At 64.8% G+C, this 22,283-nt stretch carries 23 protein-coding genes and 2 pseudogenes; 11 read left to right on the top strand and 14 right to left on the bottom strand.

Annotated features, from left to right (window positions below):
- Positions 1-161: 161 nt before the first annotated feature.
- From MW290_RS03480 to MW290_RS32990, 5 genes are all read left to right on the top strand, one after another.
- Positions 162-482, top strand: a complete 321-nt coding sequence (locus MW290_RS03480; RefSeq protein ID WP_250195924.1) for a hypothetical protein — start codon at positions 162-164, stop codon at positions 480-482.
- The gene (locus MW290_RS03485; protein WP_250195925.1) at positions 479-742 is read left to right on the top strand and encodes a hypothetical protein; all 264 of its coding nucleotides are present in this window, start codon (positions 479-481) and stop codon (positions 740-742) included. Before MW290_RS03480 ends, MW290_RS03485 begins: the two co-directional genes overlap by 4 nt.
- Before the next feature lie 290 nt (positions 743-1,032).
- Positions 1,033-2,097: an AsmA family protein gene (locus tag MW290_RS03490; protein WP_250195926.1), complete on the top strand. Its 1,065-nt coding sequence runs from the start codon at positions 1,033-1,035 to the stop codon at positions 2,095-2,097.
- Positions 2,094-2,909: an AsmA family protein gene (locus MW290_RS03495; protein WP_250195927.1), complete on the top strand. Its 816-nt coding sequence runs from the start codon at positions 2,094-2,096 to the stop codon at positions 2,907-2,909. Before MW290_RS03490 ends, MW290_RS03495 begins: the two co-directional genes overlap by 4 nt.
- Before the next feature lie 18 nt (positions 2,910-2,927).
- Positions 2,928-3,050, top strand: coding sequence for a hypothetical protein (locus MW290_RS32990; RefSeq protein WP_259373455.1), 123 nt, complete (start codon positions 2,928-2,930; stop codon positions 3,048-3,050).
- Between the two features lie 270 nt (positions 3,051-3,320).
- Here MW290_RS32990 and tnpB (MW290_RS03500) read toward each other — a convergent pair whose 3' ends face one another.
- The 12 genes and pseudogenes from tnpB (MW290_RS03500) to MW290_RS03555 all read right to left on the bottom strand — a co-directional run bounded on the left by tnpB (MW290_RS03500) (position 3,321) and on the right by MW290_RS03555 (position 14,157).
- Entirely contained in the window at positions 3,321-6,698 is a 3,378-nt protein-coding gene (gene tnpB, locus MW290_RS03500) for an IS66 family insertion sequence element accessory protein TnpB (RefSeq protein ID WP_250195928.1), read from the bottom strand.
- Entirely contained in the window at positions 6,695-7,114 is a 420-nt protein-coding gene (gene tnpA / locus MW290_RS03505) for an IS66-like element accessory protein TnpA (RefSeq protein ID WP_250196573.1), read from the bottom strand. Before tnpA (MW290_RS03505) ends, tnpB (MW290_RS03500) begins: the two co-directional genes overlap by 4 nt.
- A 304-nt stretch (positions 7,115-7,418) precedes the next feature.
- The gene (locus tag MW290_RS03510; protein WP_250195929.1) at positions 7,419-7,913 is read right to left on the bottom strand and encodes a hypothetical protein; all 495 of its coding nucleotides are present in this window, start codon (positions 7,911-7,913) and stop codon (positions 7,419-7,421) included.
- A gap of 43 nt (positions 7,914-7,956) precedes the next feature.
- On the bottom strand, positions 7,957-8,196 hold the full coding sequence (locus MW290_RS03515; protein WP_250195930.1) for a hypothetical protein: 240 nt from the start codon (positions 8,194-8,196) through the stop codon (positions 7,957-7,959).
- Between the two features lie 572 nt (positions 8,197-8,768).
- A pseudogene (locus tag MW290_RS03520) lies at positions 8,769-9,680 on the bottom strand (IS3 family transposase); the annotation flags it as partial.
- Positions 9,676-11,025 (bottom strand): IS110 family RNA-guided transposase, encoded by a 1,350-nt coding sequence (locus MW290_RS03525; RefSeq protein WP_250195931.1) that lies wholly within the window; start codon positions 11,023-11,025, stop codon positions 9,676-9,678. The pseudogene MW290_RS03520 and the gene MW290_RS03525, both read right to left, overlap by 5 nt.
- A gap of 226 nt (positions 11,026-11,251) precedes the next feature.
- A pseudogene (locus MW290_RS03530) lies at positions 11,252-11,878 on the bottom strand (transposase); the annotation flags it as partial.
- A gap of 244 nt (positions 11,879-12,122) precedes the next feature.
- Complete coding sequence (locus MW290_RS03535) at positions 12,123-12,566, bottom strand: hypothetical protein (protein ID WP_250195932.1); 444 nt, start codon at positions 12,564-12,566, stop codon at positions 12,123-12,125.
- An 85-nt stretch (positions 12,567-12,651) separates the two neighbouring features.
- Positions 12,652-12,816, bottom strand: coding sequence for a hypothetical protein (locus MW290_RS03540; protein WP_250195933.1), 165 nt, complete (start codon positions 12,814-12,816; stop codon positions 12,652-12,654).
- A 47-nt stretch (positions 12,817-12,863) separates the two neighbouring features.
- Positions 12,864-13,214, bottom strand: a complete 351-nt coding sequence (locus tag MW290_RS03545) for a copper-binding protein (protein ID WP_250195934.1) — start codon at positions 13,212-13,214, stop codon at positions 12,864-12,866.
- 98 nt (positions 13,215-13,312) lie between these two features.
- Positions 13,313-13,816, bottom strand: coding sequence for a cupredoxin domain-containing protein (locus MW290_RS03550; RefSeq protein ID WP_375142794.1), 504 nt, complete (start codon positions 13,814-13,816; stop codon positions 13,313-13,315).
- Between the two features lie 47 nt (positions 13,817-13,863).
- Positions 13,864-14,157: a CopK family periplasmic copper-binding protein gene (locus MW290_RS03555; protein ID WP_250195935.1), complete on the bottom strand. Its 294-nt coding sequence runs from the start codon at positions 14,155-14,157 to the stop codon at positions 13,864-13,866.
- 314 nt (positions 14,158-14,471) lie between these two features.
- On the opposite strand from MW290_RS03555, the gene tnpA (MW290_RS03560) reads away from it, so the two are divergent.
- The 6 genes from tnpA (MW290_RS03560) to MW290_RS03585 all read left to right on the top strand — a co-directional run bounded on the left by tnpA (MW290_RS03560) (position 14,472) and on the right by MW290_RS03585 (position 20,107).
- Positions 14,472-14,891 (top strand): IS66-like element accessory protein TnpA, encoded by a 420-nt coding sequence (tnpA, locus tag MW290_RS03560; RefSeq protein ID WP_250196575.1) that lies wholly within the window; start codon positions 14,472-14,474, stop codon positions 14,889-14,891.
- Complete coding sequence (gene tnpB / locus MW290_RS03565; protein ID WP_250195936.1) at positions 14,888-15,235, top strand: IS66 family insertion sequence element accessory protein TnpB; 348 nt, start codon at positions 14,888-14,890, stop codon at positions 15,233-15,235. Before tnpA (MW290_RS03560) ends, tnpB (MW290_RS03565) begins: the two co-directional genes overlap by 4 nt.
- 82 nt (positions 15,236-15,317) lie before the next feature.
- Positions 15,318-16,919: an IS66 family transposase gene (gene tnpC, locus MW290_RS03570; RefSeq protein ID WP_250195937.1), complete on the top strand. Its 1,602-nt coding sequence runs from the start codon at positions 15,318-15,320 to the stop codon at positions 16,917-16,919.
- Between the two features lie 50 nt (positions 16,920-16,969).
- Positions 16,970-17,542, top strand: coding sequence for a plasmid pRiA4b ORF-3 family protein (locus tag MW290_RS03575; RefSeq protein ID WP_250195938.1), 573 nt, complete (start codon positions 16,970-16,972; stop codon positions 17,540-17,542).
- Positions 17,539-18,885, top strand: coding sequence for a molybdopterin-dependent oxidoreductase (locus tag MW290_RS03580; protein ID WP_250195939.1), 1,347 nt, complete (start codon positions 17,539-17,541; stop codon positions 18,883-18,885). The genes MW290_RS03575 and MW290_RS03580 overlap by 4 nt, the downstream gene beginning before the upstream one ends.
- A 310-nt stretch (positions 18,886-19,195) precedes the next feature.
- Positions 19,196-20,107 carry an alpha/beta fold hydrolase gene (locus MW290_RS03585; RefSeq protein ID WP_250195940.1) on the top strand — a complete coding sequence of 304 codons (912 nt, stop codon included), beginning with the start codon at positions 19,196-19,198 and terminating at the stop codon, positions 20,105-20,107.
- Here MW290_RS03585 and MW290_RS03590 read toward each other — a convergent pair.
- The gene (locus MW290_RS03590; protein WP_250196576.1) at positions 20,077-20,628 is read right to left on the bottom strand and encodes a helix-turn-helix domain-containing protein; all 552 of its coding nucleotides are present in this window, start codon (positions 20,626-20,628) and stop codon (positions 20,077-20,079) included. The genes MW290_RS03585 and MW290_RS03590 overlap by 31 nt on opposite strands.
- Before the next feature lie 299 nt (positions 20,629-20,927).
- Positions 20,928-22,217 carry a type II restriction enzyme NmeDI-related protein gene (locus tag MW290_RS03595; RefSeq protein ID WP_250195941.1) on the bottom strand — a complete coding sequence of 430 codons (1,290 nt, stop codon included), beginning with the start codon at positions 22,215-22,217 and terminating at the stop codon, positions 20,928-20,930.
- Positions 22,218-22,283 lie beyond the last annotated feature (66 nt).

Genomic DNA, 22,283 nt, shown 5'->3' on the forward strand with positions numbered 1-22,283 from the left:
GCATGGTACCGAAGTCTGCGCAGGAAGGATAGGTGGGAGCTAAGATTTGAAATTAGTTGGCACTTACCGCGTAGGCTGGGCGAGGGGCGCGTTTCCAACGACACATGGTTGGTCCAGTGGGTTTGTTTGACGCTCGTTGTGACTCTTTACAATCGCCTCACATGAAATTTGATTGGTCGAAAATTGATGGCGCCGATGCAAGTCAGCAGCTTGCTTGGTTACGTGCATGGGGAGTGCAGTTACAGCGCCATGTGGAACACGAGCGGTCTCTCCTGGAGATCGACGCTTGTGTGACAGGAGAACTTCTGTTGATGCAGCGGGAACGCTTGTTGCATGAGCTTCAAGCCGTCATCAAATCAGCCGAATGCGGTGTTTCTGATTTCCACCTTCGACTGTCGTCACTTCATATTGCGATGGGTTGTCAGCAGTTACTTCAAACAAACGATATTGATCGGGTGACCTCCAAGGGCAGTGTTCAATGAAGGATGTGCAGGGCATCAACAACGTGGCCGACATGGAGGTCTGGGTACAGGCACACGGCTATCCTCGCTTTCTTGAGGCGATGGTGGCTGGCGAATTCAAGGGTCATACCCTTCGGGTGGCCCGACAGTGGGACATTGAGCGTAGCGAGCGCCGCAAGCGCCGGTTGGTGATGGGACTGCTGGCACTTTTAGTGACTGGCGTCTTGGCTGCCTTGGTGATCTACATAGCCCCTATCCTCTTGACCTCAGCCCGCCAGTGAGCGGCATGCGGCATGTTGCCGCCGCGCCATTTCGTCTTGCTTACGCCGCAACCCGATGTGCATTTCCTGGACTAGGTGAAGCTTCAAAGGCTTCAGCCGTAAGGCATGTCTGACGGGTGTTATGGGTGATCCAAGACTTTCCGATGGATGGCCAACTTCCACAATGGCCTATGGCTACCACTCCATCGCCTCAGCCCGCTGCTTCCTCGCAGACACGTGGGCGTCGTTCTAGCCGGCATGGCCGTTGGCTGCGGGTAGTCGGGACGGTTCTGGCAAGTGCATTTGTCGGTTTGGTCCTTTCCGAATTGGTGGGCTGGCGTTATCTGCGCGGCCCCATCGAGCGCTACGCCACCAAAGCGTTGGGCGTGCCGGTGCGCATCGCCGCGCCGTTCCGGCTGCATCTGCTGCGGCCGCCGCAGGCCAGCGCCGGCGCCTTGTGGGTGGGCGCCGCGCCCGGCAGCGAAGCGCCCTTCCTCGTCGACGCCCGGGAGGTGCTGCTGCGCTGGCGCTGGCGCGACGTCAACGACTTCCGCCATGGCGGGCCGCTGCGCGTGGTGGCGCTGCAGGCCGATCAGCTGGAGGCCCATGTGCTGCGGCCCAAGGAGGGCGTGGCCAGCTGGCAGTTCAAGACCGACAGCGAAGAGCCCAAGGTGGAACGCGATGCGCCGCGCGTGGAGCCGGTGCGGCTGCGCCAGGCCGCCATCCACGTGAACGACGCCGTCACCGAAGTGAAGGTGGAAGCCCATGCCCGCATGAACGAGAGCGCGCCTGCGGCAGGTGCGGCCTCGGCGCCGGCCTCGGCCGCCTCGTCGGCGGGCGCCGGCGCGGAGGGCGACTTCGGCCTCGTCGCCGACGCCGAGGGCACCTGGCGCGGCATGCCGGTGAAGCTGGAAGCGCGCTCGCCGCAGGTGCTGCCCCTGCTGGACGAACAGCAGCCCGCGCCGCTGCAGATCAAGGCCCAGGCGCTGATCGGGCGCGCGAGGCTGGCCTATGACGGCGTGGTGCATGATCCGCTGGGAGAACGCGGCATCGACGGCGAGGTGCGCATCAGCGGCCCTTCGCTGGGTGCGGTGGGCGAGGCGCTGAACGTCACCCTGCCCACCACGCCGCCTTTCAGCCTGGCGGGCCAGCTGCGCCATACCGACCCCGTGTGGCACGTGGCCGTGCGCACGGCCACCATCGGCAAGAGCGCCTTGCGCGGCACCTTCGCCTACGACCCCCAGCCCGCCACGCCCAAGCTCACCGGCGAGCTGCTGGGCAGCGGCTCGACCTGGCCGACCTGGCGCCCGCGGTGGGTGCCGACGGCAAGCCTTCGACCCCGCCGCCCAACACCCGCAACGGTGGGCCGCGCGTGATCCCCGACCGCAGCTTCGACCTGCCTTCGCTCAGGGCGATGGACGCCGATGTGCGGGTGGCGCTGGACGAGCTGAACCTGAACACCAGCGCGCTGGAAACCCTGCGGCCGCTGGCCGGGCGCATCGTGCTGGACGGCGGCGTGCTGCGCATCCAGGACATCCAGGCCACCACTGCCGGCGGCAGCGTGACCGGCTCCACCGGGCTGGACAGTACCGCCAAGCCGCCGCGCTGGGACACCGACCTGAAGCTGCGCGGCGTGGACGTGGCCGGTTGGCTGAAGGCCGCGCGCAAGGACAACGCCGACGTCAATGCCCGCAGCAGCAAGGCCAAGCTGGCGCGTGAGCGCGAATCCGCCCGCGACGGCAAGGGTCCGGTCACCGCCTACATCACGGGCGAACTGCAGGCCGAGTTCAAGCTGCGTGGCCAGGGCAACTCCACCGCCCAGCTGCTGAGCACGCTGGACGGCAGCGCCCGCGCGGTGGTGCGCAACGGCACGCTGTCGCACCTGATCGTCGAAGCCCTTGGCATCGACGTGGCGCAGGCATTGGGCGTGTTCGTCTCCGGCGACAACAGCCTGCCGCTGAACTGCGCCGTGGTGGCGATGGACGCCAGGCAGGGTGTGCTGACGCCCAGCGTGGCGGTGCTGGACACGCGCGACAGCACCGTGGCGCTGAGCGGCACCATCGACCTGAAGAACGAGTTGCTCAACCTGCGCAGCGAAACCAAGCCCAAGGACTTCAGCTTCGCAACGCTGCGCTCGCCGCTGCTGCTGACGGGCAGCTTCTCGTCGCCTGAGGTGGGCGTGGCCTAGGGCCCGATCGCGGCCCGCGTGGCCGCCGGTGCGGCGCTGGCCGCGGTGGCCGGCCCGCTGGCGGCGTTGTTGCCGCTGCTGGACCCGGGCAGCGGCGACAAAGTCGACCACTGCAAAACGCTGGTCAACGAAAAGAAGTGACTGTCAGTCACAGTCACTCTGCGGCATTCGCTGGATGGTGCCGGCTGCAGGGATTCGAACCCCACCACGCCCGTTCTTCCCGCCCCGTCTCATGCCTTGGCTGCAGTCCATGGCATGCCATCGTTGTCCCCAGGAAGCCTGGGCAAGTCGGTGTAGCGTGTTAGCAGGCACCTAGCGCAGTTTACGGTGAGACAAGCACTGCCTTGGCCACACCAAGGTCCTCCTTGAGTTTTTGACGCGTGCCATAGCGCTGTCCTGACGACCAAGGTATCAGCTTCGAAAACTGCTTGGTAGCCAAACACGAATCAATGAGATCAGGCGGTCGAGGTCCACCGGCTTGGACAAGTAATCGCTCATGCCGGCTTGTAAACACTGCTCCCGGTCATCGAGCATCGCCTTGGCGGTCAGCGCGATGACAGGTAGCTTGCGGAACCGCTCATCTGCCCGCAAGCGCCGTGTGGCCTCCAGCCCGTCCATGACTGGCATCATGACGTCCATGAGCACGATCTCGATGTTCGGGTCCGCGTCCAGCTTGGCCAGAGCCTCCTGGCCATGGCGCGCGATGACCACGTGCATGCCTCGCTGTTCGAGGGCTCCGCTGAGGGCAAAGATGTTGCGAACGTCATCATCTACCAGCAGCAGACGACGCCCTTCGAGCGCTTGGTCTCGACCCCGCGCAGCGCGCAAGAGACGTTGCTGAGCCTCTGACAGCTGGGACTCCACCTGGTGCAGGAACAGGGTCACTTCATCCAGCAGCCGCTCGGGGGAACGAGCCCCCTTGATGATGATCGATCTCGAGTAACGTGCCAGCCCAGCTTCTTCCTCACGCGTCAAAACTCGGCCCGTGTAAACGATGACCGGAGGGAAGCTGCTCAGGTTGTCCCCCGTCATTTTTTCCAGCAGTTGCTCGCCCGTCATGTCGGACAGGCTCAGGTCGACCACCATACAGTCATAAACCCGCTGTCGCAGCAGGGCCAGTGCCTCTTCTCCGGTGCCCACGGCGTCAATCTCAATGCCTTCGCCTTGGATCAGTTGAACCACACTGTCGCGCTGTCGCTCGTCGTCTTCTACAACAAGCACTCGCTTATGCGGATGATCAAGTTTGTCCCCGATACGTTGGAAGACGGCCTGTAACTCCTCCAGGGAAACCGGTTTGACTGCATAGTCCACTGCACCCAGCGGCAGGGCCACGCGGCTCAAGTCCTCGCCTGCCACAACATGCACAGGGATGTGCCGGGTTTGCGGGTCGTCCTTGAGGCGCTGCAAGACGACCAGGCCGGAAACGTCGGGCAAGTGCATGTCCAACAGCACCGCGTCAGGCTGCTGGCCAAGCGCCAGCGCCAAGCCAGCGGCCGCCGTGTGCGCAACGATCGCACGGAAACCTGCGTCGTGCGCCAGCCTGTACAACATCTGCGCAAACTGGATGTCGTCTTCCACCACCAGCACCGTGCGCTGGCGATCTGTTTGATCTCGATCGTCGGCAAATGCTGGCTGGATTTCAGTGACAGGCACGAGGTGGCCAGGAGGAAGCGCCGATTGCGGGGCGGCCGGAACCCGTGGGGCTGCCTGACGGACGTCCAGATCAAGGGCAGCGTCAGTCGGTTCGCTTGGCAATGCTTCAGAGGTGTTCTGCGCAGTGGGGAGATGCAGCTCTAGAGGAAGGGTCACGACAAAGCGGCTGCCCTGCCCCGGGATGCTGCTTAGGGTCAACGTCCCCCCCAGCAGTCCCGCCAACTTGCGCGAAATGGCCAAGCCCAGCCCTGTGCCGCCGAAGCGACGGGCGATGCCGGCGTCTGCCTGCTGGAACGCTTCAAAGACCAGGGTTTGATGCTCGGGGGCGATCCCGATGCCAGTGTCTTCCACCGAAATCGCCACTTGACGTTCGTCCGCCTTGTTCACCCGAAGGGCTATCTGGCCAGACTCGGTGAACTTGAGCGCGTTGGAAAGGAGGTTTTTGAGTATCTGCTCCAGCCTCAATCGGTCGGTCACCAGAACGGGGGAAACGTCTGCATCCACCTGGACCAGGAATTCCACCTTTTTTTGTTCAGCCTGAGGTCTGAAGATGTCGCGAAGGCTGCCCATCACGTCCGCTAGGCCGACGGGACCTGGTTCAAGCTGCAGCTGGCCGGCTTCTACCTTCGACAGGTCCAAGATGTCGTTGATGAGGGCTAGGAGGTCGCTGCCGGCGGAGTGGACAGTCCAAGCGAAGCGCACTTGATCTTCGTGGAGGTTGCCAAGCCGGTTCTCCCCCAGCAGCTTAGCCAAGATCAAGATGCTGTTGAGAGGTGTTCGCAGCTCGTGCGACATGTTTGCCAAGAACTCGCTCTTGTAGCGGCTGGCCTGTTGCAGGGCCTCGGCACGTGTCTTCAGTTGTACCTGCGCCTCGCGCAGCGCCTCGTTTTGGTCATCCAACGCCGCCGCCTGCATCGCCAAACGTTGGTTGGTGAGCTCCAACTCGGCTTGCTGACGTTCGAGCTCTGCCTGTTGACGTTCAAGCTCGCTTTGCGACTTGCGCAGCTGACCGGACTGAACCTCCAGCGCCTCGTTGCTGCTGCGCAGCTCCTCTTGCTGCACTTCCAGCTCTTCATTGAGCTGTTGCGACTCTTCGAGGCTGCGCTGGAGGTCCTCCCGGTACTGGGCCCCAGCCAGTGCATGTCCTACGGTCTCGGCGATCATCGTCAGCAGCTCAGCCGTGTAGGCGGGCGGCGCTTCATTGAAGGCCAGCTCCAACACGCCGTTGACACGGCCCTCCCGTGTCAACGGCGCCAAGTGCACGCGATCAGGGGGTGAGCTTCCAAAGCCGGTGTGGATGCGAAAGTGCCCGCTGCCGAGGGCGTTCAATTCCCGGGGGCGGCCGTCGGCAGCCACCTGCACCACCATGCCGGCGTCGGCACTGATCTGGCCGTCACTCTCGGTGAGCCGCACACCATGCACAGCCACGGTCTCAGGCTTTCCTCGACTGGTCACGTGCAGCGCACCCAGGAGGGCACCCGTCGACCTGGCCAGCGCCGCAAGGGTTCGCTTGCCGATCTCGTCCTGCCTGAGCTCACCGGCCAGCTGCTCAGCCAAGTCGCCCTGTAGCCCCCGCAAGGTGACTTGACGCTGCAGGTGCTCAGAGGACTCCTGGTAGCGCCGCAGTGCAGTGCCATACGTGGCACTGAGCTGCAGCGTTTGGCGGCGGCCTGTCCACGCCACTGCGGCGCTGAGCAGCAGCAGCACCACGGAGAATCCAACGGTGACGGACCAGGTCATTCGACGAGCCGCATCGCTGCGTTCATCTCGCAAGTTCTCCTCAGTGTCGATGAACGCTGCCCACTGCCGCCGCATGCCATCGAACATCAGCTTGCCAGTGTCCGCTCTCAGCATCGCCTCGACGGACTGCCCACGCCGCCGCTGCTCGATCAGGGTCTGCGGCCAGATGAAGCGGCCGCGTTCGAGCCGCTTGGTCAGCAGGCACATGCCGTCGCCGTCGCTCCACAGTAGCTTGATGAGGTCGCCCCGCCGTCCGCGGAACGCGAACACGTGGCCGGCATAGGGGTCTTCGGCCAGTACCGTGTGCACCTTGGCGGCCAGTGAGTCGATACCGCAGCGCATGTCGGTGACGCCGGCGGCCAGCCAGACACGGGTTCCGGCACGCGGGCCGATCATGGCGTCTGGCGCAGCGCGCGCAGCACGCTGCACAGACTGGCCTCGTCGACTGGGCCGCGCAGGCGCAGTTGCACGCCAGCTACTTCCAACTCGATCACGCCGCCGCGCGGCGAGGGCCTGGCCGGCGCGGTCGGCAGCACCGGCATGGTCGCCGAGGGCATCGCGAGCGCTGCGTCCGCTGGCGCGACTTCCACCGGCAGCAGCACGGTCGCAGCCGTTCGGGGTGAAGCGGCTCGCAGATGCTCCCGGCGCCACTTGAACAGCATGTTGGCGTTGACGCCGTTGTCCAGCGCGATGGCCGATACCGACGCGCCGGGCTGCAGGCTCTGGCGGACCAACTCTTCCTTGAACCCGCGCTCGTGCTGCCGCCGCTGGCGCCTGGACGCGTCTTGCTCACTCTTCATGGTGTGCACCATCTCCACCAAGCGCACACCTCCAAGCGGGTGGCGCTTGGGTTCAGATGCTTGGCATCTGTGGGCGATCCGGCAAGGGTGGGGGTGGTCGGAGTATTACCGATCAACTCATACCTGGGAAACAATGGTCCCTGCCCCCCCGGATCGAACCTCGGAGACGACGCGCCCTTCAACGAAACCTTCACACCGGCGACTTTGGCCGCCTGCCAGTGAAGCGCGAGCTGGCTATGCCTGCACGGCGTCCACCAGCTCCACCATGCACCCGTTCACAGGCGGCGAACATTGGGCGCCGAACAGGGTCTCCGGCTCACAGTGATGGGCGGCGCTTTGGAGGTTCGACCATGACGTCGTCGTCCGGACTGTCGGCGCCTGTTCGTTCACGCGCCCAGGCCTCCGCCAAAGCGGTCACCTTGGCGGTCGGCGTTCCGGCCTCCAATGCTGCAGCTACGCTCCTGCCCCCAAGGGCTCCGTGGTCGCGCAGCCAGAACATCAGCTTCTCGATGTCTTGGAGCTGCCGCAGCGCGCGGCAGATCGCACCTGCGGTGAAACGATCCAGGCTAAGCAACGCCTTGGGGACGTACTCGCTGCCGTCGATGGTGATGCTGATCACCTCGCTACTTGCGGTGGCGGTCGCCAGGGTCTCCTGGGGGATCCCCCACGCCTGCCCTAGTTGCGGACCAGGCACCACGAGCCCTTCCTCGATCCATCGGGCGCGCGCCGCTGCGCCCCGGGTCTTAGCAGCTACCAGGCCGCCTTGTGCCGCCCCTTGATCCTTGATCTCCCCAGGCAACATCGTGCGCAAACCTCCTGCAGGGAACCTCACCAGGCGAAGAACATGCAGACGTTCACTGTCGACGCGGAGCTCTGGAAGGGAATGGCTGTTCAGCCGGAGCGCGATCGATGGCCGACTCGCGCTCGACCGCGTCGATCTCAGCTTCCATGGCGGCCATGGCCTGTTCGAGAAGGACGCTTGGCCGCGGATCGTGCAGCGCGTCCTGGATCTCGGCGGCGAGCCATCGGTTGTGAGCTGCTGTCTGATGGCCGGTTCGCATCAGTTCGGCTTGACGGGCGTCGCAGAGGCTCATGTCGTTCTCGGAGGTGGTCGAGTTTTGGCGACGGTTCCATCGCACTCAAGGTGGAAGCATCATGCGCATTTGACTGACCCGGCGCAACGGCCGTGTGCGGTGGGCGCGCAATTCAGTAAGAATGCCGGCTCGGATCGCCAGTCGTCCAAGCCGGCCACGGAACTCGTGGCCCTACGATTCGATGCCTCCGCCAGGGAGGCGGAGCGGCCCACGACAGCAAGGCGTTGAGGTCTTTGGCCAGAGCGGCCCAAGGACACAGCCGCCACCTTGCGCCACCGCAGCGCAGTAGTCGAAAACAGGTCGAATGAGCGACTTTAATGTTTATGTCAACTCGGAGCGGGCATAGCCGAACGGACGCGTGGTAGTGCACCCAGGTTTTGCAGTAGCGTGGGTGGATGCAGTAGAAGAACCGCATCTAAGTCCTTGTCGCGCCTAGAAACGCCGATTTGGTGCGACTGGCCCAAAACCGGCTCCGGTAGTCTTACTGCACGAGGCGAGCACTCCGGAAGTCTTACTTGTTGACGATCACTGAAAACTGACCCACCGGGGGTGCGGCGGATTTCTTGGACTGGTTATGCAGCGAGCCCGAGAAGCTTTCGGTGCTCGATGGGGCTGCGGAAGCCCAGTGAACTCTTGATCCGTTCTTCGTTGTACCAGCGGATGTAGGCGTCCAGCGTCTGGATGAACTGGTCGACGCTCGTGGTCAGCCAGTCTCTGCGGTAGAACAGCTCCGTCTTCAGGCGACCGAAGAAGCCTTCACATGCTGCGTTGTCCGGTGAGTAGGCCTTGCGCGACATGGAGCGCACCAGCTTGGCTGCTGCCATGCGGGACAGCCATCCGGGCCAGCGGTAGTGAGCGCCACGATCTGAGTGGACCACCGGCCGATCGGTGCTGGCATCAACTGTCTCGATGGCGGCATCCAACATCGTGTTGACGAGCTCTGCGTCGGGGCGAGTGCCGATCGACCAGCTCACGACCATTCCATCGAAGCAGTCGATCATCGGCGACAGGTACACCTTGCCTGCGGCAATCTGGAATTCGGTGATGTCCGTCAGCCACTTCTTGTTCGGCGCTGTCGCACTGAAGTCGCGCTCAAGCAGGTTGACTGGCGCAGGACTGATCTCGCCAAGATACGAACCGTAGCGGCGGCGCTTTGGCAGGGCAGCAACAAGGCTCTCTTGCTTCATGAGGCGCTGGACGACCTTCTCGGACACGCCGATGCTCTGCCGGTTCAGCGAAGCCTGCATTCGACGGTATCCATAGCAACGATGGTTGTGCTCGAAGATGTCGACCATGGCGCGACGCACCCCGGCGTACTTGTCCACAAGGTTGAGCCGAGCTCGGTGATAGAAGTAGGAACTGCGCGCCATGCCCACCTCTCCCAAGAGCTCCGCCAGCGAGTACCTATGCTTCAGGGCATCGACCAGTTGGGCCTTCTCCTGGTTGGTCAGGAGCCTGCGGTCGATGCCCATCTCTTTCCTAAGAAACACCGCCCGCTGCTGGCTGCAGCGAGAAGCCAAAGCGGGCGGCACGCCGTTCCAGTTGCCTGACGACGCGCTCTCGGTATCGCTGCTCGTATTGATCGACACCAGGGTCCTGATACTGCATGCCGAAGCGCATGGCTCGATAGAAGAGGATCGCCAGCTTACGTGCCGTGGCAGTCACCGCCTTGGCCTTTCCTACACGTGCCGCCAAACGTCGGTAGAAGGCGCCGAGGGCCGTCTCGGTGCGCCCGACGTTGGTCGCCGCCAGCCGCAACTGGGACGTCAGACGACTGGAACCGCGTCGAGTACGCGCCGAGAGCACCTTGCCGCCACTGATCTTGCACCCCGGTGATAGACACAGCCAAGAGGCGAAGTGCTTCTCGGACGGCCACTTGCCAAGATTTGTGCCGCACTCCGCCACCAAGGACAGCGCGAGGCTGGGCCCGAGACCATGGATCAAGGTCAGATCGGTCCCCGTAAGTTGATACAGCAGCGCGCGCACGTCGAACTTCGGCGCGTTGGCTTGCTTGGTCCTGATGCGTGCGGCGCGTAAGGGCGTTTGCGGTTTTGGCCGATCGGCGTTCAGAGCCCGCAGCGAGTTTTCGATCTGCCGATCACAGTCGCCGATGCGGTCTTGGTAGGAATCGAACAGCGCGAGCGCCTGTGCCAACGCGAACACATGCTCTGGCTGGTAGTTGCCCACCAGCGCAGCTCGAATGGTCTGCAAGCTTTCTCGGCACCGGACATCGCGCATGGATGCAAGAACGTCGGGATCTCGCTCGCCTGACACGATCGCTCGAATGATCTTCAGACCCGTCACGCCACTGATGTCGCTCAGGACGTGGTGCAGTTGCAAGTTCATCAGCGTCAGGGCCTTCTGCATGTGCTGCATGTGGGCTGCTGCGTATTCCAGGTGGCGCTCCCGAATCCGCGTGTAGGCGCGCAGCGCCGCGATGTCCGGCGCTGGGTGGAAGCTCGCTCGCAGCAGCCCGCACGCGTGCAAGCGCTGCAGCCACTGCGCGTCATTGACGTCACTCTTGCGGCCGGGAACTGCCTTGCAGTCTCGCGCGTTGGCAAGCACCACGGTCAAGCCATGCGCTTCCAAGATCTCATAGACCGGAACCCAGTACACCCCGGTGGACTCCATCGCGACGGTCGTGATGCCGATCGACGTCAGCCAGTTGGCCATCTGCTCGATGTCGGCGGTGAAGCTGCCGAATGTGCGCACCGGATCGTCGCTCAGCTCCGGCGGCACGGCCGCAACCTGGATGCGCGCGCCGATGTCGATGCCGGCCGCTCTGACGTTGACGATCGGCAGGCCGAGCGCCTTTCCACTCTTGGACATGGCAACCTCCTGTAGGCAAAGCGCCGGACAGGGGAGCGGATCAATCAATTTCCTAAACGGGGTCGCACGAGGCGCCACCACGGCTGGGTCCGCACAGTCCCCAGGGGCCACGTTTTTTGACGGGGACGAATGCCTCCAAAAAGCTGACGGCCACAGTCCGGCCAAGTCAGTGTAGGCCGCTCAGTGTTTCTGTCCACTGGGACGGGGCGCGGCCCCGATGGTCGTTTTTTACGATTTCATTCGCCTTCTCCAGGAGATCGTGCTCGAGTTGAAGGCGGCGAAGGTCGCGACGAAGCGCTTCCAGCTGCTGTTCCAGCTCTGCCCGTTCTGGGCCCGGTGGAGACTCTTTAGAGCGTTTCATGGATGCTGATGCCTCGGCGCCGAGTAGCTGCTTCTTCCAGTTGTACAGCGTGGGCCTGCAGACGCCCATTTCTTGGGCCACCTCCAACGCGCTGCCATGCCGGGTGCACAACGCGATGACTGCGGCGCGCTTGACAGCCAGCGGAGCCTGCACTGGGCACTTGCCAACAACGCGCCTGCCCACCTCTGGACGCAGCTCTTGAACCCACAGAGGAAGTGATCCACGCCCAGGATAGCCCAGCGCCTTGATCGTCGCGGACACGCTGCAACCATGCTCGACGAAGTGCTCCACCGCTGCCACCTTTTGGGCTTGGCTGTACCTTGGCTTGCGGACGTAGCCTGGCGCCAGGTCACGTCGCTGCTCGTACTCTCGATGCCAAGCCTTCAATGAATTCTTGGTTGGGTAGCCGAGCTGTCGGATCGTCGCGCGCACTCGCATACCGAGCTTGATGTAGAGCCTGACCGCTTTCATTCGGTCCTCGTACGAATACATGAACTACCTCCTGGTAGTCCAAGATTTCATCCGCACCCCCGCCGGGTCAGTTCGAGGCGATCGTCAACACGCATGGGACGCGTAGCGCAATGAAGCAGTGAACATGAAGTCTCCAGACAACGTACCGGCGGATTGGTGTCAGGCTCGAGCAACCGGAGGCGAGCGAAGCTCGCGCATGGAAGACGAGCGCGACCGATGCGCCGAAGCGACCGGGACGGTCGTCAGCGCAACGTCGTCTGGAAGATCAGATTCGGTATACGCAGTGCAGGATGGCGTGCGGCGGACAAGCCGCAACCAGCGCACTCATCGAGGCCAATGCAGGCTGCGGCAGCGGCACCGGCTCGGGCACCGCGGGGGTGGAATAGAGCGCTACCAGTGCCGTCGCCGGAACATTCACGGTCGAGGCATGATCGCTCTGTTGCCCATACTTGCAATGTTCGGCGCAGAGGTTGGCGGACGTCGGGTCCATCGCGCCGGCCATGTCGTCGCAGGCCGGTTCTTGTGCGGCCACGCGCAAAGCCGCAGCATCGGTGGGTTCTGCCATCGGCATGCCGATGGCCGTCGCTTGCCGGCCCGCCTGCAGGGCCGACGAGATCCCCGGGCATGCGTATGCTGCGATTGACATCTGAGCCAGCAGCACCACGCCAACGAGCCAGCGGGCCACCCTGCGCGCGAAGTTGCGCGTCATCGCCGCAACTCCGAACGCCGGGCAAACACGCTCGCGCCCGAACCGGACAGGCCAGGGGAGCATTGCGTGCAAGGTGTCATTGAAGTCATGGCTGCTGGCGGCATCGAGGCAGGAAACCCCGGAATGACGCTCTCAGCATGTATTCTAGGTCGCTGCCGCCGATCACGTCACCCAACGGGCCTGGCAGCGTGCCGGGGATGGCGATGCCCTGCGCGGGCTTGCCTGTGACGTTGAGCGAGATCTCGGCCACGCGGCCAGGTCGTAGGAGCTCGACCGCCGGGGACCTCGCTGCTCGGGTTACTTCGCAGCCTCGATCGCGGTGACGACGATCGCACCGTCCGCCTTCTCGGCGGTGAACATCACCTTGTCGCCGGCCTTGACCTTGTCCAGCAGCGCCGCGTCCTTGACCTGGAACACCATCGTCATGCCGGGCATGTCCAGGTTCTTGATGTCGCCGTGCTTGAGTGTGATCTTCTTGGCTTCCTTGTCAATCTTGCGCACTTCGCCTTCGCTCATCGAGGCGGACATGCCGTCCATCTTCATACCGGGCATCTTGCTGTGATCCATTGCCTGGGCGTGGGCAGTGATCGCGAACGGCGCCGAGGCGGCGAAGGCCAGGGCGACAAGGAGGGGCTTGAAGGTCTTCATTTGGTTTACTCCGTAGGGTGTGTGAGACAAAGGATCTGCCGAGGGCGCCGTGCACCGCCAAGTGCCGCGCGCCAGCGCTATGCCGTGACAACCGTCACTCAGTGCTTGTGGCCGCCGTGGCCGTCGGTCTTGGAGGCGCCAGCCGCCTGCGCGACCTTGACCAAGCCCTTCATGCCGGCGTCGTAGTGGCCGGGTTGCAGGCAGGCGAAGTGCACATTGCCTGCCTTGGTGAAGCGCCACACGACTTCCCCGACCTGGCCGGGTGCCACGCTGACCATGTTGTCGTCGGCATGTTCCATGCCCGGCGTCTTCAGCATCAACGCGTAGTGCGCCCTCAGTTCCTCGGGCGTGCCAAGCACCAGCTCGTGCTTGACCGCTCCGGAGTTCTTCACGACGAAACGAACCGTCTCGCCCTGTCGCACCGAGATCTCGCCCGGCGTGAAGCGCATGCTGTCGGTCATGTCGACCTCGACGGTGCGGGTGGCGCGGGCCGCCTCACCGGGTTCGCCGACGGGACTGCTGCCGTGGCCGGGGCCTGCCATCGCTGCGGACGCAGCGAGCACGAGTGCCGACAGTACACCGGTCTTGCCGAATGTGTTCATGGGTGTTTCTCGATGCATCCTTGCGGGTGAGCCTGGAGCGCCGGGCCTCAGTTCCGATGCCCGTCGTTGAGCAGGCCATCCAGCCGAGCCACCTCGTTGCCGACCGCCGTGACCTTCCGGCCGTCGGCCAACTCGAGAGTCTCACCTTGCTTCAGGTAGGCCGCACGACCGTAGCGGTCCTCCCTGGCCATCTTGCCGTCCTTGAAGACGTACAGCGTCGAACCGTCCTTCAGCGCCAGCGATTGCTGCGTGGCCTGCGGAAGGGCGTCACGCGCGAATGCGGGCAGGGAGGCCCCGAAGGCCGCAATCGCGATGGTCAGAACGGACAGGGTTGACTTCATGATCGATCCTTTCGTAGTACAGCGGGGCATCGCGCCCCTCGACGTCATGCCAAGTGGCATGACACGCACTCTAGGGAGCCGCAACGGACGAACGCCCGACGGCGACATTACGGTTGCGTAATCTCGGCCGCTGCCCAGCCCCCTCACCCGCGCCGCACATCTGCCAGTTTCTTCAAGCCTCGCATGCCGATCTGGGGCACGCTCGCAGGCATCTTCAGTAATAGTCCGACCACCCCCACCATTGCCTGATCGCCCACAGATGCCAAGCATCTGGACCCAAGCGCCACCCGCTTGGAGGTGTGCGCTTCGTGGAGATGGTGCACACCATGAAGAGTGAGCAAGACGCGTCCAGGCGCCAACGGCGGCAGCACGAGCGCGGGTTCAAGGAAGAGTTGGTCCGCCAGAGCCTGCAGCCGGGCGCGTCGGTATCGGCCATCGCGCTGGACAACGGCATCAATGCCAACATGCTGTTCAAGTGGCGCCGGGAGCATCTGCGAGCCGCTTCACCCCGAACTGCTGCGACCGTGCTGCTGCCGGTGGAAGTCGCGCCAGCGGACGAAGCGCTCGCGATGCCCTCGGCGACCACGCCGGTGCTGCCGACCGCGCCGGCCAGGCCCTCGCCGCGCGGCGGCGTGATCGAACTGGAAGTGGCTGGCGTGCAACTGCGCCTGCGCGGCCCGGTCGACGAGGCCAGTCTGTGCAGCGTGCTGCGCGCGCTGCGCCAGACGCCATGATCGGCCCGCGTGCCGGAACCCGTGTCTGGCTGGCCGCCGGCGTCACCGACATGCGTTGCGGTATCGACTCACTGGCCGCCAAGGTACACACGGTACTGGCTGAGGACCCGTATGCCGGCCACGTGTTTGCGTTCCGCGGACGCCGAGGCGACCTCATCAAGCTGCTGTGGAGCGACGGCGACGGCATGTGCCTGCTGACCAAGCGGCTCGAACGCGGCCGCTTCATCTGGCCGCAGGCCGACAGCGGCAGCGTGATGCTCAGCGTGGCCCAGCTCTCGATGCTGTTGGAGGGCATCGACTGGCGCCGTCCCGAGCGCACCTGGCAGCCACGCGCGGCGGCCTGAGTTCGGTCGAGGCGCGGTGCCATCACGTTGACAGTGCATGCCCCGTTGTACGGTGGTCTGCGCCTGGGCACAGTCATGCTCCATGACCTTGGACGACGCCCTGCAGCGCAACGCCGAACTCGGCACGCGGGTGCTGCAACTCCAGGATGAACTCAGGGTTGCGCGACTCGCCATCGACAAGCTCAAGGTCGAGGTCACCTACCTGCGGCGCATGAAGTACGGCCGCTCCAGCGAACGCCTGGAGCACCCGCAGCTCGAACTGGTCGGTGGCCAGGTGGTGCCTGCCGAGCCGCCCGAACCGGCTGGCACCGGCAAGGTCGCCTCACTGGATGAACAGCGCCGCAAGCGCTCCTTCCGGCCGCGGCCGAACCTGCGCGAACTGCCGGCACACCTGCCGCGGCGAACCGTCGTGCACTGGCCGGCGGGGCACAACGCCGGCTGCGGCTGCGCCGCCTGCGGACTGGCTCTGCGCGAGATCGGCCAGGACATCAGCGAGGTGCTCGACTACGAGCCCGGCAGCTTCCATGTCGTGCGCCACGTGCGTCCCAAGCTGGCGTGCGGCGGCTGCAAGACGATCGCCCAGGCCAGCGCCCCGAGCCGGCCGATCGACCGCATCCTGGCCGGCGCCAGTTTGCTGGCCCAGGTGCTGGTCAGCAAGTACTGCGACCACACCCCGCTGTACCGCCAGAGCCAGATCTACGCCCGCGCCGGCCTGGACCTGCATCGCTCCACCCTGACCGACTGGGTGGGCCAAGGCGCACACCTGCTGACCCCGCTGGCTCAGGCGATCGGCCGCTACGTGCTGCAGGCCGACAAGGTCCACGGCGACGACACGCCGATCCGAGCCCTGGGTGGCAAGGGCGGCAAGGTGCACACCGGCCGGCTGTGGGTCTATGTCCGCGACGACCGCAACAGCGGCCAGCAAGCCAACCCGGCCGTGTGGTTCCAGTACTCCGTGGACCGCAAGGGCGAGCACCCGGCCGCTCACCTGAAGCACTTCAGCGGCGTGCTGCAGGCCGACGCCTTCGCCGGCTACAACGCGCTGTACCGTGAGGATCGTCAGCCCGGCCGCATCATCGAGGCCGGATGCTGGAGCCACGCACGCCGCAAGCTGTGGGACATCCACATGCGGCAACGCCAGGTGGCCGGCACGCTGGCGCACCACGGGCTGCAACGCATCTCCGAGTTGTTCAAGATCGAGACCCGGATCCAGGGTCGGCCGCCCGACGAGCGACGGCGGGTAAGGAAGGCGAGTACGGCGCCACTGCTCAAGGAGCTGCACGGCTGGATGACCCAGACGCTGACCCAGGTGTCGGCCAAGTCGCCGATGGCGCTGGCCCTGGGTTACGCGCTGAGCAACTGGACGGCGCTGACGCAGTTCGTCGACGACGGTCGCATCGAGGCGCACAACAATGCGGCCGAGCGGGCGCTGCGCTGTGTGGCGCTGGGCAGGAAGAACTACCTCCACCTGGGATCCGATGTCGGCGGCCACAGCGCGGCGGTGATCTACACGCTGATCGGCTCGGCCAAGCTCAACGGCATCGATCCGCAGTGCTACCTGACCCACGTGCTGGAGCGCATCGGCGGGCACCCGATCAACCGCATCGACGAATTGCTGCCGTGGGCCGTGGCGCCGCAGCTCCAGACGGCCTGGCAGCAACCCCTCATGGCCCAGGCGGCCTGACGCCGGAGCGCAGCGACACCCCCGGCGGCACCAGCCGCTACAGTGGCGGCATGGGCACGAATTCCAATGCCAGCGAGCTGTATGCATGGCAGCTGTACGTCGAACTTGAGGGAGTTCGCCCGAAGGTCTGGCGCCGCTTTTTGGTGCCGCTGGACATAGACCTGTCCCGTCTGCACGTGGCGCTGCTGTGGGGTACCGGATGGGATGGCGGACACATCCACGAGTTCGTCTTCGGTGCGGACCATTACGGTGCGACCGAGCCGGGACGGGAGTTCCCCGACGACCTGCAGCCCGAAGAAGACGTGCTCCTGAGCCAGGCGCTCGGCCGCCGCAAGAGCTTCAAGTACCTCTACGACTTCGGCGACAGCTGGTGGCACAGCGTCAAAGTCGAGCAGATCGTCAAGCTGGACACGCCGCTGAAGTTCGCCCGGTGCATTGCCGGCGAGAACGCCTGCCCACCACAGGATGTCGGCGGCGCCGGGGGGTATGAGGAATTCCTCGAAGCGCTGGCCGACCCCGATCACCCGGAGCACGCCGATCTCAAGAAGTGGATCGGCGCCTCCTTCGATCCAAGCGCCTTCGACATCGACGAGGTCAACGCTCGGCTAAACGCCAGCGAGTGAACAGTCAACGACGGTGGGCGTCGGACTATTACCATCTTCAAGACGCAAATGACGACATGCTGCCTTCTTGGTCCGACGCGTGGGTGCTGGGGGTTGGAGCAGCCTTCGTGCAGTTGGCGGCCGGCGAGCTCGCGGCAGCGGTCCATGGGACGCACACCTCACCCCTGCGAGCGATCGGCAAGTGGCTGATCGACGCATTGCCAACGCCCCTGATCGACATTGGCATTGCGCTGTTGCGTCGCGCTGACAAGCCAGCAATTGTCGCCACCCTGGTCGTGCTCGGTGTTGGTCTTCCGGCGCTTGCTTCGTTCGCGGGAAATACTGCGCTCGCGGCGGCACTGCTGTTGTCCGGGTCCGTCGGGCTCTGCGCGTTGTGGCGCCGCACCGAACTCTCACGCACCGCGGCCCTCACACTCGGTTCGCTGGCGCTGGCCGCAGGCCTGCTGGCAATCTGGCTCGGCGCCATCGCCTCCTTCGTGCTGGGACTCGTGATCGCAGGGCTCGCGATGACCCTCCGTCGAATCCGACGACAACAGAGCGGAGGGCCTATGTCTCTTCCCAGGCCGCCAGTTGTCCTGCCACGGCCTCCCCAATCGGCTGTCCTGGAGATTCCGGGCCTGTCCGAGTTGATAACTCCGGTCGACCGATTCTTCGTCACCGATGTGACGTTTCCCGCGCCGAACGTGGGCGTGCCACGTTGGAGGCTCGCGGTGACGGGCCTTGTCGAGCGTCCACTCGCACTGACATTCGCCGAGCTGCTGACGATGCCGTCTTGCGAAGTGGATGCGGTTCTCATGTGTGTGCACAACCCGGTGGGGGGGCCTTTCGTGGGAAACGCCCGCTGGCGGGGCGTGCGGCTAAGCGACTTGCTCGTGCGTGCCGGAGCGTCCGAGGACGCGGACCACGTCCGATTCCACGCGGTGGACGGGTTCTCCGCTGGAATGAGCTTGTCCTTGCTCGAGCAAGGCTTCGAGCCGCTCCTGGTTTACGCAATGAACGGCACACCGCTCAGACGCGAGCACGGTGCTCCCGTCCGGATGCTCGTGCCCGGCATCCACGGATACGACGCAAACATCAAGTGGCTGGCGTCGGTAGAAGTCACTCGCTTCAGCGGGGCGATCGACTACGCTGAGCGCAAAGGCTGGCCGCGACGGCCATCCCGAATGACGCCGAACGCAAGGATCGACGTCCCGACCCACTCTGCAATGCTTGCGCCGGGCTCGCAGATCATCGCAGGGGTCGCCTGGAGCCCTCCTCATGGCCTCGTGAAGGTCGAGCTGCGAGTCGATGGCGGACCATGGCGGGCTTGCGCGCTGGCCACGGCACTCGGCCCCAACGCATAGGTCCATTGGCAAGCACCCTTGGACGCAGCGCCCGGTCGCCACACGCTCGAGGCCCGAGCCTGGGGTCGAGACGGTGTGCAGTGCAGCGCGACTGCGGCTCCCTATCCCGACGGCGCACGCGGGTATCACCGCGTCGCTGTGGATGTAGCGCCGGCATGCACCCCGCAGACACGCCAAATCGGCTGGTGGCTCGCGTCGCAAGCGCGCGAGAGATGGCTCTTGGCATGGGCCGGTATCACTTCGTGGCGCCAGCACCGCGATCGCTAGCGGCACTCCAATCCGACGTCTCGACTCTCTCGCAAAGATCCTCATGTCCATTTCAGTCGTACTCGGTGAGCGCCACATCCTTCATATTCCAGAAGGCCCGATCGAGTACCGCGTCACCGGCACAGGCCCCACTGTCGTGTTTCTGCACGGAATCATCGCCAACGGAGACGTGTGGCGCGGCGTCGTCGCAGACTTGGCGCAAGATCACCGCTGTATCACGTCCGACTGGCCGCTGGGCGCGCATGCCCTCGTCATGCATTCGGGTACCGACTTTTCCCTACCCGGCATTGCTGCAATGGTCGACGGGTTCCTGACCGCAGCCGGTCTCGACCAAGTGGTGCTCGTAGCCAACGACACGGGAGGTGCCGTCGCTCAGCATGTCGTCGCCGACCGTCCCGAGCGGATAGCAGGCCTCGTGTTGACACCCTGCGATGCATTCGACAACTTCGTCCCGCTTCCGATTCGGCACCTGCGACTGTTTGGGCGAACGTCCTGGGGTCTGTGGGCGCTGGCGCAGACCTTGCGCTGGCGTTGGGTACAACGACTGCCCATTGCCTTTGGGCTGCTGACCGAAAGGGCCATTCCGGCCGACATCATGTGTTCCTACACCGCCCCCCTGCGAGAGCGCACGGGAACACGAAGCAATTTCGCGGCTCTCGTCCGCGCCATCGACCCCAGGTATACAGTGGATGTGGCCAAGCGCCTGCGTTCGTTCCCACGTCCGGTGTTGTTGGCGTGGGCTCGCGAGCGACGCCGATTCTTTCCGCTGGAGCACGCCCATCGGTTGGCAAGCTTGTTTCCCGACGCCGCTGTCGAAGTGATCGAGGACTCCGGGCCGTTTGTCACCGAAGACCAGCCCACCGCCGTGGCACATGCGATCCGGCGCTTCGTGGCGAAACGCCTCAATCGACCCGAGCCAGCCCGTCACCCCCTGTCGAAACAGACCGAGATCTGATCCCGGCGACCGAGCAGCGAAGAGGGCGCAGTGCCGAAGTTGTCTCGGAAGGAACGCGACAGGTGAGCCGAGTCGCTGAAACCGACTGCATGAGCAGCCTCGGTCCAGGAAGCCCCTTGAAGTACGGCCTCCACCGCTCGTCGCAGCCGCATCCAAACGACATAGCGACGCAGCGGTACGCCAGTCTCTTCGACAAACCGGTGGCTCAGCCAACTCGACGAGACGTGCAGCGCGTCCGCCAGCGACTGCAGTCGCACAGGTCGGTCAATACTTGCCTGCAGCAGCTGCAGGGCACGCGCAAGCCGAGCGTCTCGATCACGGACGCGCGGGACGATGCTGTCCAGACCGAGCCAAGCTCTGCATATGGCATCCGCTTCATCGATGGCACCACCTTCGCTCGCGAGCGTCGCCAATCCCATGGCCGCATATTGCGACGGCTCGAACGGCGTGATGCCGTCGTCCGTGCCAGCCAGTGCCCTCATGGAGGCGTACTCGGAACCCTCGGACTCCCTGAAGAGCATTGCCACGGTTGCCCCCGTGGCATCGAAAGCGTGCGGCCGGTCGGGCAGGACGAGAAACCCGTTCCACTCCTCCCACTGACCCCGAGGCTCGGCGCGCGAACGCAGCGTGCCCCCGACCCCCCAGCAGACCTGGGCAGCATGATGGCGATGCGATCGTGTACAAGGACCAGGCCCGATGTAGAGGAGACGGTGTGGCCACAGGTAAAGCCGCACTCGACCGGAATCGCTGGTGGCGTCTGCGGGCAATGGTGTCGACACGCTCATCGCGCTATGGCAGGGCACTGGCGGCGACGTGCCTGTCATAGGGTCTGCGAGATCTCCAGGAGCGGCTTCAAACCCGTCCCGAAGCGGCTGATGGCAGCGCGGTTCGAGCGCAGTTCACCATAAGGCAGATAGCGGATGCCGAGTTCGGACACGCGAGAGAATGCAGGGCGCCGCAGTTGCTGCGCAACCTCGTCGCGCCGGTCGTCGGGCGCGACCAGGAACATCGTGGTGCCCGCCGCCACCGCGCTGCCAAGCGCCAAGTCCAGCATGCGCACGATGCCGGAGTAGATGGAGGTCGAATGCTCGACCTCGAAGGCGGCCGCGACGCGCCCGCCCGCAGCCTCGAGCCAGACCACGTCGATCAGGCGTACCGACTCGGCGGCGCCGTCGAGCTCGACGGGCAGACACTCGAGGCAGCCGTCGCCGAGTCGTCCGTCCAGGTAGTCGCGCGAGCGATCGTTCGACGCGATCCACACCTGGAAGCCCAGGCCGAGGCCGAGATCACGCAGCCAACCCTGGATCTCCGTATGCGTGGTGTCGCTCTCGCGCTCGAGCGACCACTGCCGGTGCTGCGCGGCCGTCTCCTCCCGCACGCGCGCGAGGTCCGCCTGCCACGACCGCGCCGCCGCCAGATCGTGCTCGCGCGGCGGCGCGTCGTAGCGACCGGAGCCGATGTCGAACAGCAGGCCCGCGACCGCGCCAAGGTCGTTGGACAGGCGCGAGCGATGGTCGGCGTTCAGGCGCATGACCCCTTCGCGCATCGACAGGTAGTGGTCCCAGCGCCCCAGCTTGACGTTGCTGCCGGTCAGCGCGTTGTAGCCCCGCACGATCGCGGTGTTGAACGGGACGACAAGTGTCGGGTGGATGAAGTACAGCAGATTGGCCACGGCCGGCCCCAGGCCCTTGACCTGCTGGGCGTCAAGCCGGCGGATCGCATCGATCACTGCCTCGGCCGTGTCACAGCAGTCACAGGCGTGCAGCAGTCGCCCGAAGGCACGCTGGTTGTCCTCGCTCTCGTAGATGTCCGGGATGCGCAGCTTGGGCTTCCACAAGAAGGCGTGGTCCGCACCCTTGAAGATCTGCCGCTGCTCGGCGATCGACGACACGACAGTCTCCAGCGTCGAGCCCCGATAGACGTTGCCGAAACTTCCACCCTCGATCTCGCGCACGATCTGCCCGATGCCGCGCCGGATCGAGCGGAAGTTCTTCAGGCGCTCTTCCCACAGGAACCAGGTGCGGTACGTCGCATGGGGATCGGCCTTCCAACGGTCTATCAGGGCGTCCCGCTGTGCGGCAGGGGTCATCGGCAAGACGGCTTGTTCCATAGCCTGCAAGCTTAGCGCCATCGCCATTGGCGCCACCGCAGCCGCGTGCAGTGCATGTCCACTCCC

It is taken from the genome of Aquincola tertiaricarbonis (assembly GCF_023573145.1).
Taxonomy (GTDB): Bacteria; Pseudomonadota; Gammaproteobacteria; order Burkholderiales; family Burkholderiaceae_C; genus Aquincola; species Aquincola tertiaricarbonis_B.